14 protein-coding genes and 1 pseudogene are annotated in these 17395 nt (G+C 69.5%); 10 read left to right on the top strand and 5 right to left on the bottom strand.

Annotation, left to right across the window (positions count from 1 at the left end; genetic code table 11):
* The first annotated feature begins 608 nt into the window (after positions 1 to 608).
* Entirely contained in the window at positions 609 to 1196 is a 588-nt protein-coding gene (locus tag ACFYW3_RS37420; protein ID WP_351761390.1) for a hypothetical protein, read from the top strand.
* 85 nt (positions 1197 to 1281) lie between these two features.
* Here ACFYW3_RS37420 and zwf read toward each other — a convergent pair whose 3' ends face one another.
* On the bottom strand, positions 1282 to 2730 hold the full coding sequence (gene zwf, locus ACFYW3_RS37415; protein ID WP_389388806.1) for a glucose-6-phosphate dehydrogenase: 1449 nt from the start codon (positions 2728 to 2730) through the stop codon (positions 1282 to 1284).
* Positions 2731 to 3518: 788 nt separating this feature from the next.
* Here zwf and ACFYW3_RS37410 point away from each other — a divergent pair.
* The 3 genes from ACFYW3_RS37410 to ACFYW3_RS37400 all read left to right on the top strand — a co-directional run bounded on the left by ACFYW3_RS37410 (position 3519) and on the right by ACFYW3_RS37400 (position 6879).
* Positions 3519 to 4817 carry an ice-binding family protein gene (locus tag ACFYW3_RS37410; protein WP_351761384.1) on the top strand — a complete coding sequence of 433 codons (1299 nt, stop codon included), beginning with the start codon at positions 3519 to 3521 and terminating at the stop codon, positions 4815 to 4817.
* A gap of 180 nt (positions 4818 to 4997) precedes the next feature.
* Positions 4998 to 5690 (top strand): DUF5819 family protein, encoded by a 693-nt coding sequence (locus tag ACFYW3_RS37405; RefSeq protein ID WP_389388805.1) that lies wholly within the window; start codon positions 4998 to 5000, stop codon positions 5688 to 5690.
* Entirely contained in the window at positions 5680 to 6879 is a 1200-nt protein-coding gene (locus ACFYW3_RS37400) for an HTTM domain-containing protein (protein WP_389388804.1), read from the top strand. The genes ACFYW3_RS37405 and ACFYW3_RS37400 overlap by 11 nt, the downstream gene beginning before the upstream one ends.
* Positions 6880 to 6964: 85 nt before the next feature.
* On the opposite strand, the gene ACFYW3_RS37395 is transcribed toward ACFYW3_RS37400, so the two are convergent.
* Positions 6965 to 7846 carry a helix-turn-helix domain-containing protein gene (locus ACFYW3_RS37395; RefSeq protein WP_389388803.1) on the bottom strand — a complete coding sequence of 294 codons (882 nt, stop codon included), beginning with the start codon at positions 7844 to 7846 and terminating at the stop codon, positions 6965 to 6967.
* 235 nt (positions 7847 to 8081) lie between these two features.
* A pseudogene (locus ACFYW3_RS37390) lies at positions 8082 to 8369 on the bottom strand (aldehyde dehydrogenase); the annotation flags it as partial.
* Positions 8370 to 8413: 44 nt separating this feature from the next.
* Here ACFYW3_RS37390 and ACFYW3_RS37385 point away from each other — a divergent pair.
* The 5 genes from ACFYW3_RS37385 to ACFYW3_RS37365 all read left to right on the top strand — a co-directional run bounded on the left by ACFYW3_RS37385 (position 8414) and on the right by ACFYW3_RS37365 (position 14411).
* Positions 8414 to 8554, top strand: coding sequence for a hypothetical protein (locus ACFYW3_RS37385; protein WP_389388802.1), 141 nt, complete (start codon positions 8414 to 8416; stop codon positions 8552 to 8554).
* Positions 8555 to 10980: 2426 nt separating this feature from the next.
* A complete protein-coding gene (locus tag ACFYW3_RS37380) occupies positions 10981 to 11295 on the top strand; it encodes a hypothetical protein (RefSeq protein WP_351761373.1) in 315 nt (104 codons plus the stop codon).
* A 340-nt stretch (positions 11296 to 11635) separates the two neighbouring features.
* Complete coding sequence (locus tag ACFYW3_RS37375; protein ID WP_389388801.1) at positions 11636 to 12193, top strand: hypothetical protein; 558 nt, start codon at positions 11636 to 11638, stop codon at positions 12191 to 12193.
* 820 nt (positions 12194 to 13013) lie between these two features.
* The gene (locus tag ACFYW3_RS37370; protein ID WP_351763259.1) at positions 13014 to 13292 is read left to right on the top strand and encodes a hypothetical protein; all 279 of its coding nucleotides are present in this window, start codon (positions 13014 to 13016) and stop codon (positions 13290 to 13292) included.
* Positions 13293 to 13676: 384 nt separating this feature from the next.
* Positions 13677 to 14411, top strand: coding sequence for a VOC family protein (locus ACFYW3_RS37365; RefSeq protein WP_389388800.1), 735 nt, complete (start codon positions 13677 to 13679; stop codon positions 14409 to 14411).
* Positions 14412 to 14531: 120 nt separating this feature from the next.
* On the opposite strand, the gene ACFYW3_RS37360 is transcribed toward ACFYW3_RS37365, so the two are convergent.
* Positions 14532 to 15419 (bottom strand): helix-turn-helix domain-containing protein, encoded by an 888-nt coding sequence (locus tag ACFYW3_RS37360; protein ID WP_389388799.1) that lies wholly within the window; start codon positions 15417 to 15419, stop codon positions 14532 to 14534.
* Positions 15420 to 15586: 167 nt separating this feature from the next.
* Between ACFYW3_RS37360 and ACFYW3_RS37355 the strand changes: the two genes are divergently transcribed.
* Positions 15587 to 15802 (top strand): 4-oxalocrotonate tautomerase family protein, encoded by a 216-nt coding sequence (locus ACFYW3_RS37355; protein WP_351763264.1) that lies wholly within the window; start codon positions 15587 to 15589, stop codon positions 15800 to 15802.
* 64 nt (positions 15803 to 15866) lie between these two features.
* On the opposite strand, the gene ACFYW3_RS37350 is transcribed toward ACFYW3_RS37355, so the two are convergent.
* Positions 15867 to 17078: a serine hydrolase domain-containing protein gene (locus ACFYW3_RS37350; RefSeq protein ID WP_389388798.1), complete on the bottom strand. Its 1212-nt coding sequence runs from the start codon at positions 17076 to 17078 to the stop codon at positions 15867 to 15869.
* Positions 17079 to 17395 lie beyond the last annotated feature (317 nt).

The raw sequence follows: 17395 nt of genomic DNA, 5'->3' as shown, positions 1-17395 counted from the left end.
CTACATCAACTACGCGACGTCCACTGGACGGTCGTACGACCCCGACGGGGTCCGCACTCTTCTCTTCGGCCACCGCACCGCCTCAAGCCCGGCCACGGCCCGCTCATTCGCCCGAAGGAATCGCGTACGGCTCCAATTGGCCGCAGCCGGCCTGCCCGCGGAAGCACGCAGAAGCACGCGGAAGCGCACTGGACTCCGCAGAAGCCCGCTGAAGCCCGCTGAACCAACTCGACACCGGTGCCTGGCCCGACATCTCGACACCTGCCCGGCGGAAGTCGTCCGGAGTGCAGGCGATGGTGTCGGGGCGACTCCGACCGAGTGGTCCAGGCGTACCCGGGTACCGAATCCCGCCGCGGCGGCGTCCAGAGCGGTGGCGCGCACACGGTGATCGGTCGCGATGCCCACCACGTCGACATCCCCCACCCCGCGGGGACGCGTTCCCCCACACAGCCGACGACATTCCGCAGGAACGATTCGCGCCCCTCGAAGGCCAGGACGCCCAGCCGATCCGACAAGGCCCGGTTTCGCGATCCGGCCGCGCAAGTCGACCCGGGTACGCCATGGTCGTTGTCGACGACGAATGGCGACGGCGTGCCGGAGGCTCACCGATGTGGCAGATCAGCGAGTTCGCAGACGAACACGAGGGCCGGCCCGCGGCCGTCCTGTCGGGCGGGGATGAGCCGGCGCCGCTGGTCTTCGATGTCGGCAGCGGGTCCGAGGTCCACACGAGCACCGACTGGTGGGACTACGACGGCACCCTGGGTGCGCCGAGGGCCGAAAGCGTCAAGGCGGGGTGTTCGTGCGGCTGGCGTGGCTCCTCCCTGTACCCGATCGACTGGACCAAGGTCGGTGACGGGCTGCCGACCCCGTTCCTGCTCGATCCGGACGGACCCCTCGGCGACTGGCAACTCCACATCGCGACCATCCGGGCCCGGGCCGTGCCCCTGCCCTCGCACGTGCAGGACTTGCTGGAACGCATCGACACCGAACTGGAGGATCTCGCCGACCAGGCACCGTTGGCCGCGCTGCGAGCGGCCGCCGCACTGGAGCGCACCGTCGAACGAATCGCCAGGACCGCGGCCCACCACCTGGAGCAGGACGAGACACCGGTCGCGGACATCGCGGATGGACTCGGCATCAGTCCCCAGGCCGCACACTGCCGAATCCTTCGATACGGATTTCGATACGGATACTGAACGAACACCGGGCGGTACGGCTGCCACGCTCCGGGCGAGATGGGCGATGGCGCGGGCCGACCCGCCCGGCACCACGCGATCCGGACTACGAGGACGCGGCCCGCCGGTCGGGCAGATGCCAGCGGTACGGGGCGACGAGGGCCTCGATGCCGGCAGGCCCCCAGCTCCCGGGTGCGTACGGTTCCACCGGCGGCGGCGCGTCGAGCAGTGGGGCGGCCACCTCCCAGAGCCGCTCGACGCCGTCGGACCGCGTGAAGAAGGACTGGTTGCCGCGCATGGCCTCCAGCAGGAGGTGCTCGTACCCCTCCAGCGAGTTCTGCGCGGCGAACGAAGTGCCGTAGTTGAAGACCATGTCGGCCTCGGCCAGCTGCATCGACGGCCCCGGCTCCTTCATCAGGAGGCGGGCGGTGACGGAGCCCGGATCGTCGAAGTCGATGACGAGTTCGTTGCTCCGGCCGTCGGCAGCGGCCCTCGCGTCCAGCGGGAACATCCGCAGGACAGGCTCGCGCAGGCCGAGCGTCACCACGTGACGGCCCTCGGCCAGGGCCTTCCCCGTACGCAGGTGGAAGGGCACCCCCGCCCAGCGCCAATTGTCGATCTCGACCCGTAGCGCCACGAACGTCTCCGTGTCCGATGCCGGATCCACACCCTGCTCGTCGCGGTAGCCGGTGTATTGGCCGCGAACGACGTGCGCGGGGTCCAGGACGCGCATGCTGTGGAATACCTTGACCTGCTCGTCGCGGAGCGCGTCCGCCTGCAGGGCGACCGGCGGTTCCATGGCGACGAACCCGAGCAACTGGAACAGGTGGGTGACGACCATGTCGCGGAACGTTCCGGTGCCTTCGAAGAAGCGGGCACGGCCCTGAATGTCGATGTGCTCGGGCACGTCGATCTGTACGTGGCTGATGTGCTCACGGTTCCACAGCGGTTCGAAGAGGCCATTGGCGAAGCGGAGCGCCAGGACGTTGTCGACGGCCTCCTTCCCGAGGAAGTGGTCGATCCGGAACACCTGTGACTCGTCGAAGACGCGGTGGATGGCGGCGTTGAGCGCGAGGTCGGTGCCGAACGGCTTCTCCACGATGACCCGGCCGCCCTCGGCGAGCCCCGTCGCGCCGAGCAGGTCGATCATCGAGGTGAACGCGACGGGCGGCACGGCGAGGTGGAAGAGCCGGCGCGGTTTGCCCCCGAGAGCCGCCTCGGCCGCGTGCACCGCCGTCATCAGGGGGTCCGCCGCTCCCGTGTCGGCCGCGCCGAAGGACAGGGCGGCCGAGAACGCCTCCCATTCCGGCCCTTCGGGCCGCGAACGCCCGAATTCCGTCACGGCCTGCCGGGCGTGGGTCCGGAATTCCTGATCGGTCAGGGCTTCCGCCACCGGAGCAGTCCCGACGATGCGGTAGCGCGGCGGCATCAGCCCGGCTCGCGCCAGGTGGAACAGCCCGGGCAGCAGCTTGCGCCGAGCCAGGTCGCCCGTGGCACCGAACAGTACGATGACGTGGTCTTCAGGGGGCTCGGGAGACTGGGCCGGCTGGACCATCGGGCATCCTCACTCGTCCGCGCCTGAGCGCTGCGCCGGCACGGCCCGGGCCCTGTGCCGCCTCCGCCTTCGTGGCGGCGGCCGTGCGTCCTCAAGCCCCACTCTGCGCGCCCCCGGCCGATCCGGCACCCGGACCCGTCCGAACCGGTCCCGGGCCCCACCGGTCCCGGGCCCCAGCCACGCGCGAACCCGGTGTGACCGCCATGACCGGACCTCGCACGTGGTGACCACCGGCCTCGGACCGTGTCCCGGGGCGGTCGCCCCGCCTCCCCGGCGCATGCGGAGGCCGGGTGGACGGGCTCAGGGGCTGGTGCGCTCCCCCTGCCGCCCAAAGCCCCCTGCGGCCGCGTCTTCGGCGAAGTCAAGACGAACGGTGAAGTCAAGACGAACGGCGAAGGCAAGACGACCGGCGAACGCCCTGGCGCCAGGAAGCCATGGCCACGCGGGTTCCTCGCCACACTCGCAGCGCATCGAGATTTACGAAATCGCCGGAATGGCGGAATCCTCGCATGCGCCGGCGGGTCGGATTATCTTCCCGCAGGGGAAATAATAACCCACGTAGGGCAATGGCGACCTCGAAAGGAGGTCGAATATCGGATGACCGTCAATGCTAATTCGGTTATTACCGGCGCACTTTGCGGTGCCTCATGCCGGCCGCACGCCCTCCCACTTGGTCCTTGCCCTCGCCGCAAGCGGCTCTCTGCGTAATATGCCGTCTCGTCCATCAGGCTTCCCGGGCAATCGGTCGGGCCCGGCACGCCACGGCCCCTCAAGGAAATGGCCTCTCGATGAAACTGAGAATCCTTCAAGCGGCTCGGCGCCGCGCCGTGTCCGGCGGCTTGGCGTCGGGCATCGCGGTAGCGGTGGCCGCCGTCATGGTCGCCGTCACTCCGACTACGGCGCTGGCGATCGCCACCCCCGTGCCGCTGGCCACGGCGGCGAGCTACTCGGTTCTGGCGGGCGAGGAGATCACGAACACGGGCCCCTCGGTGATCAGCCACGATCTCGGGGTGCACCCGGGTACGGCGATCAGCGGATTCCCTCCGGGCCTGGTGCTCGGTGCCGTGCACTCGGCGGACGCCGCCGCCCTCCAGGCCAAGAGCGACCTGGTCGTGGCGTACAACAACGCCGCCGGACAGGCCACGGACTTCGCGCTGGCGGCGGGAATCGGGATGGGCAACACCCTGCTTCCCGGTGTCCACACCGCTGTGTCGGGTGTCGGTCTCACCGGTGACCTGATCCTGGACGCCGGAGGAAACCCGAACGCCGTCTGGGTGTTCCAGATTCCCGAAGCACTGACCACGGCTTCCTCCAGCCGGGTGCTCCTCACCAACGGCGCCTCGCCGTGCAACGTGTACTGGCAGATCGGTAGTTCCGCCACCCTCGGCACCAACTCCACCTTCGTGGGCACCATCATGGCGCTGACCTCGATCAGTGTCACCACGGGCACGAACATCGAGGGCCGGGCACTGGCCCGCAACGGCGCGGTGACCCTCGACACCAACCGGATCTTCCTGGGGCAGTGCTCGACCGGCACCACCGGGGGGACGACGACCGGGACGACCACGGGCACGACGACCGGGACGACGACGGGCACGACGGCCGGCACCACGGGCGGCACCACGAGCGGCGCGACGTCGGGTGTCCTCGGCGGCGTTCTCGGTGGCGTGACGACGGGCGGCGGCCTGCTCGGCGGACCCATCGCCAACGTCGTGACCGGAGGCACCTCGGGGAACATCTCCGGCAACACGTCGGGGAACACCGCGGGCAACACCACCGGAGCCGCCACCGCGGGCAACACCACCGGTGGGCACACCACGGGCGGGAACATCACCGGCGGGAACATCACCGGTGGCAACGTGACCGGCGGGAACGGCGGCAAGCCCGGCAGGCCGGGACACGGCCACGGGCAGGGGCCCGGCGAGGGACCGGGCAAGGGCGACCACTGGCACGGTGAAGGACCGGGCAAGCCCGACCACGAGCACGGCGAAGGGCCCGGCGAGCACGACCACGGCGGAAAGCCGGGCGAGCACCACGGCTACGGCGACGCGCCCGTGAACTTCGACCACGAGTCCTTCGAGGGCTAGGCAGCGGACTGGGCCAGGCAGCGGACTGTACGAAGCCCGCTCACCGGACAGCGGCGCGCGGCGGAGTCCTCATCGGACCCGCCGTGCGCCGCCGCCGGATCCGACGGCGAACGCGGATGCGAGCGGCCGATACGAGAAAGGCAGGGTGGGGCGGTGTCGAGCGGAATCGCGTCAGCGTCCGTGAAGGAACTCCCGAAGGACGGATCTGATCCGGCCGCGAAGGAGCAGCACGACGAAACGGTCGTGCCGTGCCGGCCACCCCGGCACACCCGTGTACTGGCGGCGGTACTCCGTACGTTCGTAGTCCTGTGCCTGGTGACGACTGTTACCCATGTGGTTCTGTTGTTCCTCCACGTGGCTCCCCCCAATGCCGTCTCAAAGCGGTTCGGCCCACAGATCAACGCTTGGATCTACCCCCTCTTCGAACAGAATTGGCGGCTGTTCGCGCCGGATCCCGACTCCGTGAACCGACAGATTCTCGTGAGAACGGCCCACACCGCCCCGCGCGGTTCTGTTCAGGTGAGCCCCTGGTTCGACCTGACCGCCGTGGACAATTCCGCGGTCGAGCACAATGTCTTCCCCAGCCACACGTCACAGAATCTCCTGCGCCGCGCCTGGACCTCCTACGTGGAAACGCACGGCGGGGACGACACCTCGAACTCGGATCGTGCCGTGATGATGCAGGAGTATCTCGGGAACATCGCCGCGGACCGCGTCGCCACCCACAGGCGCACCGGCGCTTTCGAATTCGTCCAGCTCCGCGTTCTCACGCTGCCCGTCGCCGCGCCGGGCGCACCGGCCGGCAACCGCTCGCCGAAGCCCGTCGAAGAGCGGCTCCTGCCCTGGTGGAAGGTGACCTCCCATGGGAAATGAGCACGTCCCCCAGTCCCCTCCGGCGTCGGCCCCTTCTCGGGACAGCACGTACCGCAAGTCCTCGGGAGCGACGCAGCGCCTCATCACGCTCGTCACCGACCGGCCGGTGTCGCTGTACGCGGCGTCGGTCTTGCGGGCCGGTTACGGTCTGATCTATCTGCTGTTCCTTCTGCGGGAGTTCCCGCATCGTCACGAGATCTGGGGCCCCGCCTCCCCGTGGACGCCCACGCTCGCGCGTCAACTCTTCGACCAGACGGGCTGGAGCAGCGTCCTGGCCCTGTCCGACGGTCGCGCCTACTTCGAACTCTGCTACGTGACGGCTCTCTTCACGTCCGCGCTGTTCATGCTGGGGTGGCGAACTCGCGCCGTGTCCGTCCTGTTCGCCGTCGTGGTGACGTCGTTCCACGCGCGATCGATCTTCATGACGGACGGCGGGGACAACCTGATCCTGCTGATGGCCGTCTACCTCGCCTTCACCGCGTGTGGTCGGCGGTGGTCGCTGGACGCCCGCAGGATCCGCCTGAAGGCGGCTCGCACGGACAGCTCGGCCGGCCGTACGAGGAGTCTCGTCCTGCTCCGACTGGGCGAGGCGCGCAGCACCGCGATGACGGTCGTGCACAACTGCGCCCTCTTCGTCATGGCCGCGGAGGTCTGTTTCCTGTACGGGTCAGCGGGCCTGTACAAGGTCCAGGGCGCGTCCTGGGGCAGCGGGACGGCCCTCCACTACGTCCTGAACCTCGAACTCTTCCAACCTTGGCCCACGCTCTCCCACTTCGCGGACGAGCACACGCTCCTGATCGCGATCGCCACCTATACGACGGTGCTGCTCCAGGTCGCCTTCCCGTTCGTGCTCTTCGGCAGGCTCAAGTACCCGGTCCTGGTGATGTTGTTGAGCATGCACATCGGCATTGCGGTGATCATGGGGCTGCCGCTCTTCTCCGGAGCGATGATCGTGGCGGACGCCGTCTTCCTCCCCGATCGCTTCTACACCGCATTGCCCGGGCTGTGCCGGCGTGCGGTCCGGCGGACGGGCATGTGGCGACCGGCGTCCGTCGATCGTACGGCCGGCACTTCATCGGTGCCCGCACAGGGCCGACACCCTGACGTGGCCGGTCCGCGGAACCAGGTCGCGCCGGACGGACGAGGGGCGCCTGCCCCCACCACCGAGGCCACGCCCGCGCGTGGTTGAGGAGGTCGGCCGTACGCGGGCCCGGCTCACGGGCCGGGCTCACGGGCCGGGCTCACGGGCCGGGTTCACAGACCGGGGGCGTTCCTCACACGGGCGCGTGTGCGTCGCGCCTCCCGGCATGGACCTTGATGGTGCGGGTGATGAGGTGCGCGGTGTCCTCCGGGCTGAGTGCCTGGGCCCGCAGGTGGTCGTACACCACGCCGTACCGCTGCACGTCGGCTCGCTTCTCCAGATAGAGGTCACTGGTGAGCCGTTCGAGGTACACCGTCCCCGTATCGGGCTCACCGGTGAAGTGCAGCAGGGAGAACTGTCCCGACACACCCGGGTGCGCTCCGGCGTCGTGCGGGAGGACCTGCACGGTGATGTGCGGCTGTGCGCCGAGTTGGTTCAGGTGCTCGAGCTGTTCGCGCATGGTGTCGGGGCCGCCGACCACACGGTGCAGTACCGATTCGTCGAGTACGACCCACAGGCGCAGGGGGCGGGCGGGATGGTGGGCCCGGTGTTGGCGGCGCATCCGTACCTCCAGCCGTGCGCTCGCCTGCTCGGACGTGGGCCGGGGAATCGTTTCGGATACGACCGCCGCCGCGTAGGCGGGGGTCTGGAGAAGTCCGGGGATCAGCAGGGGCTCGTAGGAGCGGATCGAGGAGGCTTCCGTCTCCAGGCCGATGTAGGCGGCGTAGGGGACGTCGCCATAGGCGACCCACCAGCCCCGGCGCTTCGATTCACTGGCCATCCGCATCAACGCGCCGACGACCTGCTGGTCCACGACTCCGTAAAGACGGCACAGATCACGCACATCGCGGGGACTGATGGCGCGACGACCCGTCTCCATGAGGCTGATCTTGGGCTGGGAGATCAGCAACTGATCGGCGACCTGCATGCCTGTGAGGCCGCAGGCCATGCGAAGTCGGCGCAGCTCGGCACCCAGAGTGATTCTCCTGATGGTGGGGTTCTGCTTGGCCGACACTGGCGCTCTACCTCCCGTTCGGACCGTCATCCGGTCCCCCAACACATCATGGCCGAGGTGACGAATCGATTCGCCGCGCCGGAAATCAACGCGTCTTCACCGCCACAGGCTGACTTCGGGGGCAGTATCTCGGCTGATCGTCGCGGTACTCAACGACGCCGACCTCACGAGGTCACCTGGGGGTTGGGGGTGTCGACGGCCCGTCGGTCGCCACCCCTCAGTCGCCCCCGACGAACTTGCCCTGCGCTTCGGCTTCTCCCTGGGTCTGCGCGGCCCCGGGGTCCTCGGGCAGGAACACGCCGACGACGCCGAGACCGCCGGTGAAGCGGACGGCGTCGATCAGTCCGTTCGTGGTCAGGGAGGCGTCCTCGTGGCCCTGCGGGTCGTGGGCCCGGTAGCCCACGCACTCGCAGGCGTTGTCCGCGCCGAGGCCGAGTGTGGCTTCCTTGACGGCCTCGGACGGATCCTGCTCCGCCGTGTTGATGGGAATCGCGCCGATCGCCTCGGCGAACCGCAGCCGGTCACCCCGGCACGATCGAGGTCGCCGTTGACGACTCCAACCCGAGGATGCCGCGCACGCGTGCCCCCGACCTCGTCGGGGGCACGGGAGGGTTCGGCCGGCACATGGTCAACGACCTCGCCCGCGACACCCTCGTCACGCCCAGGCCCTTCGGCGGCAAGACACTGCGCGCCCGACTCGCCTGGTAGTCGCGCGGCAGTGATGTGCCCAACACACGGGGAGTGAACGCGTGCTCGGCGAGCCCGGGGCGGCGGGGACCCCCGGCGCCGATCGGCACGCCCCACCGCGGTCCGGCAAGAAGGGCCTGACGCCTGACCGCGACACCGCGATGCGATGTGAAGGCGGCCCCGCGCCTGACCGACCCGCCACGGGTGAGCGGGTCAGACGTCAGGCCCGGGCACCCCGCCCCGAAGCCCCGGGCACTCGGGCCGGGGCATGCACCACTCAGGGGCCGGCGCCGCGCCGATGCCACTTGGGCGTGCCGCGGCAAGAGGGCGACGAGGCGGCCCTGATCGCGAGGCCCGGCTCCGGGGTCGACATCCGAGGAGCGTGCCGGAGCCCGCAGGGCGGGAACGCGCCGGCCAGATCCTCAGGACCTGGGCCTCGAACGTGCCGTGGAATCGCCTACGACCCGACCGCGCCCGCTCTTCACCGCGGCGGAAGCTCGACCAACGCGGTTTCCCTGATCGACGGTCACGAGAACCAGCCCGCGCCCCAGGGGACGAGCCGGCCCCTGCGTTCTCTCACGACCAAGGGTCACCGGGCCCAGACCGGTCACGAGGCTCGGGATTGCCAAGGAGTCGGCACCACGGACATTCCCGGCGGTCGGCTGCGGAGCTCTCCGGAGGAGGCGGGCTCAGGGCGAAACCCGCCCGGTACTCGTCCTGAAGCAATTGCATCGACGTCGAGTTCGTGCGGGGCGGCGTGGTTCCGCCGGCAATGCCCGCTTCAGCCAGACGGCGTGTGACCTGCATCAAAGCCACCCGCGCAGTACGCACGGCTCGCGCCGCCGCCGACCACGGACTACGAGCGGCTGGATCACTGCCGGCGGCTAACCTCACACTTCCCCCTCTCGCGCACCGTGCCCCAACTGAGGGGAAGGCCCTTCAGTCGGACGGGCGATGAGCCGGATTCCCCCTCCGCCGCGCGCCTTGGGAGAGGGAACCCGCTGCCGGGGTACTCGCCGGAAGGGAGGCGGTTCCTCGGCCGCTGTCGTGCCGGATCTCCACGGTAATGGATGGTGATGCTCCTTTCGGTTGAGGAATGTCTGCACACCTCCTCAACGCCCGGCACAGGGGTTCACCGAGCATGGATTGGACAGGTCACCGCCGCTTGAGCATGCCCATTCGTCGCCCTAAAACGAGTAATGAGCGGAGTGTCGGGGTTTTTACTCGCCTCCACCGGCATCCGGATTGCCAGGGTTTTGACATGCACGGCAATGTACGAATTGCCGGGGTTTTTCAGCTATACCGGCGACGCCTCTTTCGGTTGGCGCGCTTGACCGGGAGGTCGGGCAGGACGGCCCCTTGGCGAACTCTCGCCGCTTCCGCCCTCGTCGAGTCCGACTCTCGGGCTCGCCGCGACCCGGAAGCCCTCACCAGCCGGGGTGCAGGCCACCACCGGTGGCGAGGGCATCGGCGAGGGCCAGGCAGGCGGGGTCAGAGATGCGGCTGCTCGGCGAGTGGCGTTGACTGCCGGTGAGGCGCCCAGTCGTGACGCTCCGGCGTGCAGGGTGACTGACCTGCCTCGTGAACGAGTCCCAGCGGCTCTCCGCTCAAGTGAGGGAAGACACCGACGGGTTGCTCGCCCGACTGCACCAGTGCCGCGGCTGCCGAACGAGAGAGCGAGACCGCACGCACATGAAGGGACAAGACGTGCTCGAAGCGCTGTTGGCGCCTCAGCTCCAAGGTGTCCACGGCCCAGAGTCGGCCCGTCCCCGATGACGTGAGTGCCGTGAGTCCTGTGGCCAGCGCGACGAGAATCAGCATGATCCATAGGAAGATGTCTCCCACAATCGATCCTTTCAAAGGTTGAGCTTCAGGGGGGGCCGCACGAGAACCAGGGCCCCAGACGTTCCTCCGACATAACGCATAGGCATATGCAGAGTTGCGCCCCCTCCACCGATTGCAGTCATGCGGGGCAACTTCTCGATCCGCGCATCCCGGCCTGTGTACCGATGATCATTCAAAGGCTGTGGCGGCCAGAGGGGCCGACCGGTGACCCGGCGGGGCCGCAAACCGAGGATCGGTGCGCCTCTGCGGGGCGGCGTCGCCGGCGATGGCGGCGATGGCGGGAAGAGGGTCGAGGAACCGGCGAGGGGGTCCCGTTCGAGGGGGAGATCGGGCTGACGGCCCGCACCGAGACGACGGCATGCGTGGACAGTCCGCCGTGCACGGAGCCGGCTACGGAGAATGCGCGGCACGCAGCAGGGCCGTCGAATCGGAGTGCACGCGTCGCCATCCGCGCGCCGGCGGGTGCGGGCGGATCATGAGTGACGGGTCCGTCGGGCTGCGGTCGATTTGCAGAACCGATAAGACGGCGTCAACGCCGATTCGTCAACCACTATCACCCGGATGGCACACACCCAGACCAACACCGGCAGCGTTTAAGGAATATGACAACAGCAAAGCTCCCCTTCTCCCTCCGCAGGGCCGCGAAGGGAGAAGGGCAGAGAGACGGCTTTCGCTCCGGGGCCACCCGGATGGGGAAGTGGATGTTCACTCCCCCCTCAACTGATCGCGGCGAGACGCGGAACGCGACGCTGGGGGACGAAAGCCAGGAAATCGATCTTCGCTACTCCTCGTTGGTCTTCGAGGACTTCCTCCATACGATGAGCATGATCCAGGAGGAGTTCAGCAGGCGGTCGGCAAGGACGGCACCACCCGCCACGGCCACCGGCGAGTGTTCGGGTGGCAGCTCCCGTGTATGAGCCGTACGGATACCCGGGCGTCCAAGGTCTCCAACCCCAGCCGGAAGCCTCCGCGTTCTGGGACCGACCAGAACACGCGCAACAGTCCTCCCCGGGGCGACTCCCCGGCGGGCCGGACGAGGCTCAGGCGCCGTGGGACCCGGCAACGGAGTTCGCCGGTCTTCTCCGAGCGGACCCTGGTCTCGGGCAGGCGGAGTCGTTCACCCGAGTCGGCTTCGGCACGGCCGGTGACACGGCCGGCGCCCTCGGGTTCGTCGCGGGTCCGCAGCACACACCCGGCGAGCGTACGCCCACACCACCCTCCGGCGGGCACCGCAGAAACCAGTCGAAGTCGCCCGTGATGACCCTGGTGCAGACGGGGAGTCTGTTCACCGCCGCGCTGGTCGCCGCCATCGCCACCGTGGTGAGCATCCTCAGTGGACTGGCCATCTGCGACGCCCTGCGCCACAGCGCCGCACCCCAAACCGCCCGCGAAGTCGTCAACTGGTGGCCCTTGTTGATCTACGGTCCCTGGATGGTCGCCTCCCTGTCCATCCTCAGATCCGCTCTGCACCAGCGCCGCGCGCTCCACTCCTGGTCCATCGTCCTGCTGTTCTCCACCCTGGCCACACTTCTGTGCGTGGCCCAGGCGCCCAGAACGATCGCCGCCGGGGCGGCGTCCGCCCTTCCCGCCGTCGCGGCGCTGGCCTGCTTCCAACAGTTGGTCCGTCAGATCACCCTCACACGACCACCTCGCCAGGCCGCCCCACGACACCGAACCCCGTCGCTCTCGCCGACGGCGCAGCTCAAGCAGACGGCCACGGCTGCCGGCCGCGTCCAGGACAGGACGGCTCCCGGCTACCCCGCGACGGACAACAGGACCATCCGCCAGACGTCCCACGGTCACAGGTTCGGATAGGACGAATGAAGGCAGTTGACGTGCGGCAACGCCGCTTGCGCGGTTCGACGCGATGCGTGTCGGCCCGGTCCACGCTTGCCGGTTGTTGCGACAGGTGGTGCAGGCCACCGGGCCGGCGATCGCTGTCGCGGCGGCGGCGTGTGAGGCACCGGATTCCTCAACCGCCCGCCCGCCGAAGGACGGCGCACACCCGCAGGAGAGCCGGACTCGAATCCGTACCGTCAAGGGGGGTCGGCCCGCCGACATGGCCAAGCGCGTGTCCGGGATGCCGGGCCGGGCGCCACGGCGGAAGCGGCCCCCTCGGGCGACGACACAAGAGGGGCGAGCCTCGTATGGTCGGCCACCAGGAAGAGCGGAGGCGTCAGCAGCCGGTAACTTCCTGGCCAACCCGGTCCTTCCCACACGTCGGAGGGGTGCTCGCCTGCACCCTTGAAACGAAGATCGAAACCGATAGTCACGGGCCGTCCACAGACTCAGCCCGACGGACCAGCTGTTTCGTCCCGGCGCGAACCGGACCTGGGCCTGTCTCACGCCTCCACGGCTCCCAGCCACACACACGCACGCCCTCGGACATCGACGTCCCGGTACTCGCATCGCGCACCGGCGGCGTCCACCCCATGGGCAAGCCCGGCAACGGGGCCGGCGCCATCGGCGGGCGACCAAGACGTATGTGGGACTGAGAGATCGGCGCCACAGCGCCCGGGGAACTCGTGCGCGCAGTGCCGGCCCCCGGGTGAGAGGCCCCGCCCCGCCGACGAACCGAGTACACCACGCGCTCCTGCGCGTCACCACCCACGCCCAGAACGAGAGGTCGGCAACGATGGCGTACGAGATGACCCACGCCGAACGAGTCCAGTACAAGCGGCGCCAGGACGCCGCCTATCAGGACGGCGAAGACGCCGTCACCAACCTCCAGGCGGCACTCGCACTCGCAGACATGTTCCTCCCCTCCCTCAGCAACGACGGCCCGGTGGCAGGCCACGGCTTCGTCCGACTCGGAGGATGCAACGCGACCTTCGCCAACCGGCTCGCCGAAGTCATCGCCGCAGGCGCCGACGCCCTGCGACACCAGCGGAGAAAAGCCGACAGCCGTGCCTGATCGCTCTCCCGCACCGAGAATGCTCCGTCGAAGTCACGGCGGCCCTCCGACGTCCACCACCTCACGGACGCACCGGCACCTCGGGCATCGCACGAGGGAAGACCCCACAACCTCTCTGGCGTCGGCTGCCGCACCGCCTCCATGCCGTGGCAACGAGGACCCCGGCCAGAGGTCGACAGGGGGGTTGATGGATGCCGGCACGACCGAGGGTCGGGCCCAAGAGTCGAGCGTTTGGCCGGAGGGGCGCTTCACCTCACCGATTTCATCCACCGGCCAAGCTACGGTGGAAGCGTCCGACAAGAGGTGTGCGGCGGAATGAGGCGGCTCGGAGCTGTGTCCACGTCAAGCCATGAAGTCCTCGGTGCGCCCTGCTGGGTGAGCCTGATGACCCGGGATCTCGAATCCGCGCGACGGTTCTACGGCGCAGTGCTGGGTTGGACGTTCCGCGGCACCCGACTCGGGGAACGGCTTGTGCTGGCGTTCCGCGACGGCGCTCCGGTCGCCGGTCTCGGGGCCCTCGCCGAGGATCTGTCACTGCCCGCGGCCTGGACGCCGTACTTCGCCGTCGACGACGCCGATGTGAGCGCCTCCCGCGTTCGCGAGCGCGGCGCCACCGTCGCCGTGGGCCCGCTGTCCTTCGGCACGGGCCGGGCCGTCCTTGCCGCCGACCCCGGCGGGGCGGTCTTCGGACTCTGGCAAGGCCGGGTCCTCAAGAACTGGGGGGTGGGTCGTGGCACCGCCCCCGCATGGCTGGAACTCCGTACGCGCGACGCCTTCGCGTCCGCCATCTTCTACGGGGAGGTGCTGGATTGGGTCGGTGAACCTCCCAGGTCCTGCGTGGTGGCGTACGAACACGAGCACGACCGCGTCGTCCTGAGGCACGGCACCGACACCGTCGCGCGGATCAGCGGCGGAACCGTGGACGAGGATCCCGACCCGAACGTCCGGCCGCGGTGGCACATCCACTTCCGGGTGCCCGACCTGGAGGCTGCCGTGGAAGCCGCCACCGCCGCGGGAGGCAGGGCCGTCTCCCCCGTGGAAACCTCCACCACCGGCCGATGGGTCACCCTCCGGGACCCGGAGGGCGCACTCTTCACCGTTCTGGCTCGACGGGATTGACTCCGCCCCCAGGGGGCGGCGCGCACGATCCGGTCGGCGGTCACGGAACGAGCCGGCCACCTGCGCCGCGTTGTGGGGGAAGCAGGAAGGAGCGGGGAGCGGGGGCCTGTGGTGCTGCTCTCAGCCCGCGTGGACGCCGCCTTCGGTGAGGGAGCCACTCTTGGTCGGCGCCAGGTCCTGCGTGCCGATGACGCCGAGCAGCTCGAGCTGAGCGGCGCCCTCCGTACCGGGCGGGGCCGTGAACCACAGGAGGCGCTGGCGGCCGTCCTCGCTGAACAGACTGTGGCAGTCCAACTCGATGACGCCCAGCGTGGGGTGCACGATGCGCTTGTGATCGGTGCGGCGCAGGCCGACGTCATGGGTGTCCCACAGGGCGGCGAACTCCGCGCTGCGCCGCCGCAGTGCGGCCGTCATCCGGGCGACCTGGGTGTCGCGGCTCCGGCGGGCGGCGACTGCCTGCAGGTCAGAGACGAAGACCCGTGAGTGGTGCGGATGGTCCTCGGTCGGGTAGACGGCGCGGGAAGCCGGATCGGTGAACCAACGGTATGCGAAGCCGGTGGCGGGGCCGCGCGGTTCCGGAGCCCGGCCGAGCAGTGCCGCGGCCGGCTCGTTCTGGACGAGGGTCTCGTGCAGGTCGGTGATGACCTGGGCGGGCGTGGCGGCCAGCCGGTCCAGGAGCCCGAGCAGGGCGGGCTGGACGTGCCGCGGGCTCGCGCCGTGCGCCGACGCGGGCAGCGGCCGATCCGCGAGGTGGAACAGGTGGTCGCGCTGGTCTCCACCCAGCCGCAGCGCCCGGGCGAGGGCGGCCAGTGTCTGGGACGAAGGCTGGGCGCCCCGTCCGCGTTCCAACTCGGTGTAGTAGTCGGCCGACAGACCCGCCAGTTGTGCGACCTCCTCCCGTCGCAGGCCGGGTACCCGGCGCCGGGGCCCGACGGGCAGGCCGACATCGGCCGGCCGGATCCGATCACGCCGGGACCTGAGGAATGCCGCTAGCTCGGGAAGGTTCACCCGCTCATCGTCGCCTCTCCGGCGGGGTCCGAGCCAGGGGCCGGCAACCCCTGGGTGGGCTCAGCCCTGGCCGGAGCAGGTGACTCGGACGGATGGTTGTCCCATCGGGTTCGACCTCCTGCTCGTCGTGAGCAGCTCCGGCGTCCCCCGTACGAAGAGAGAGCACCATGCCATTCGCGAACTTCAAGGTCCCTGCCGGCGCCCTCACCGCGGAGCAGAAGGAGCAGATCATCACGCGCACCACCGACCTGTACGCCGAGATCTTCGGCGACCGTGCCCGGGCCACCACCCTCGTACTGGTCGAAGAGGTCGCCGACGCCGGATGGGGCATCGGGGGCGGTGTCCTGACGCTTGCCAGGATCCGGCAGGCGCCGCGGGAGTGACGGCTGGGCACCGACGTGCCCGGCCGTGCTGCCCGGCTCGGTCGGGACGACCTCGGCTGTTGCCTCAGCCCTTGGGGTCGGTCGGTTTGTGGCCCGGGTAGACGTGGTCCGGGGCCACGATGGAGGTGACCGCCTCGCCGAAGAGGGTGCTCGGCTCCTGGCCGCCGACCGTGACGTCGGTGTTCAGCTCGATGACCATCGTGGCGTCGGCCTCGGGAAGGTAGACGGTCAGCGTCTCGTACCCGGGGATCGAACCGTTGTGGCCGATCCAGCCCTGGACGTCGAAGATGCCCAGGCCGTAGGAGGCCCCCGGGATGATCCCGATGGGCTGGGTCTTGAGGCGTTCGGCCTGGGTCGCGGGCTTCAGCAGGGTGCCCGTGGCAACGGTCTTCGCCCAACTGCGCAGGTCATGGAGGTTGGAGATCATCGCCCCGGCAGCCCAGGCCCAGGACGGGTCCCAGTCGGTGGAGTTCACGATCTTCCCGGAGAGGCTCTGGTTCGTGTAGCCCTGTGGGTGCGGGTCGGGGTACTGGTTGCCGGTCGGGAAGAGGGTGCCGCCCAGGTTGGCCGGCACGAGCACGTCCTGGTTGATGACCTCGCGCAGCAGGCGACCGGTGATCTTCTCCACGACCTGGCCGAGCAGGATCAGGTTGGTGTTGGAGTACTCGAACGTGGCGTTCGGCGCGAAGTTCACCGGGTGCTTGAAGGAGTAGGCGAGCAACTCCTTCGGAGTGAAGGGGCGGTTGGGGTTCGTCAGGAACGCCTTGTCGAAGCCCGGGTCCTCGCTGTAGTTGAAGAGGCCGCTGCGCATCCCCGCCAGCTCACGGAGCGTGATCGTGTCGCCGTTCGGGACGCCGGCGATGTACTTGCCTATCGGGTCGTCCAGGCCGATCTTCCCCTGGTCGACGAGCTGGAGCAGGGCGGTGACCGTGAAGGTCTTCGTCTCGCTGCCGATGCGGATGTTCATGTCGGTCTTCATGGGAGCGCCGGTGGCCTTGTCGGCCACGCCGAAGGTCTTCACGTAGCTGCCCTTGCCGGGGGCCCACAGGCCCACGATCGCGCCCGGGACCTTGGTCTCGCGCAGGGTCTTCGCGATGGCCGCGTCCAGTTGCGCCTTGACGGCCGGGGTCAACGCGACGAAGGCGTCGTCCGCGGACGGTGAGGGGGTGGCCGCACCGTGGGCGGCGGCGGTCGCGCCCACCGGGGCGATGATGAGGAGGGTGACCGCCGTGCCGGCCACGCAGGCCCGGCGCAGCCGTATGAGGGTTGGTTTCACCGCACAGCCTCCTGTCGTCCGGGGAGCCGGAACGGCAATCCCAGGCTAGGGCCGACCCGGTGAGGGCGCGCGGCGGGCCGCCGGCCGACGGCACCTCACGATCATGACCTGCACGTTCGCCGAGAAGTGGCGGTTGCGGAAGGAAGCGTCGACCGGGCGGCCGACCACCCCGCGCCCGTACGATCGACGCCCCGTCGCTGGACGACACCGAGCGCTCACCACACCCGCGCACGCCGGATCGGCGCCGGTGTGGTGAACCCGTACCTCGGATGGCGGCGGGGCGATGGGCAGCGGTGGCGGTCCGCCGAGCCCCGCCC

Source organism: Streptomyces sp. NPDC002602 (assembly GCF_042889445.1).
GTDB lineage: Bacteria > Actinomycetota > Actinomycetes > Streptomycetales > Streptomycetaceae > Streptomyces.
Note: the sequence above shows the minus strand (reverse complement) of the source record. Positions and strands in the feature narration are given on the sequence as shown.

Excerpts from the sequence above, each read along its gene's own strand:
- ACFYW3_RS37420 (WP_351761390.1), top strand. The coding sequence starts at position 609 with ATGTGGCAGATCAGCGAGTTCGCAGACGAACACGAGGGCCGGCCCGCG.
- zwf (WP_389388806.1), bottom strand. The coding sequence starts at position 2,730 with ATGGTCCAGCCGGCCCAGTCTCCCGAGCCCCCTGAAGACCACGTCATC.
- ACFYW3_RS37410 (WP_351761384.1), top strand. The coding sequence starts at position 3,519 with ATGAAACTGAGAATCCTTCAAGCGGCTCGGCGCCGCGCCGTGTCCGGC.
- ACFYW3_RS37400 (WP_389388804.1), top strand. The coding sequence starts at position 5,680 with ATGGGAAATGAGCACGTCCCCCAGTCCCCTCCGGCGTCGGCCCCTTCT.
- ACFYW3_RS37385 (WP_389388802.1), top strand. The coding sequence starts at position 8,414 with ATGCCGCGCACGCGTGCCCCCGACCTCGTCGGGGGCACGGGAGGGTTC.
- ACFYW3_RS37380 (WP_351761373.1), top strand. The coding sequence starts at position 10,981 with ATGACAACAGCAAAGCTCCCCTTCTCCCTCCGCAGGGCCGCGAAGGGA.
- ACFYW3_RS37375 (WP_389388801.1), top strand. The coding sequence starts at position 11,636 with ATGACCCTGGTGCAGACGGGGAGTCTGTTCACCGCCGCGCTGGTCGCC.
- ACFYW3_RS37370 (WP_351763259.1), top strand. The coding sequence starts at position 13,014 with ATGGCGTACGAGATGACCCACGCCGAACGAGTCCAGTACAAGCGGCGC.
- ACFYW3_RS37365 (WP_389388800.1), top strand. The coding sequence starts at position 13,677 with ATGACCCGGGATCTCGAATCCGCGCGACGGTTCTACGGCGCAGTGCTG.
- ACFYW3_RS37355 (WP_351763264.1), top strand. The coding sequence starts at position 15,587 with ATGCCATTCGCGAACTTCAAGGTCCCTGCCGGCGCCCTCACCGCGGAG.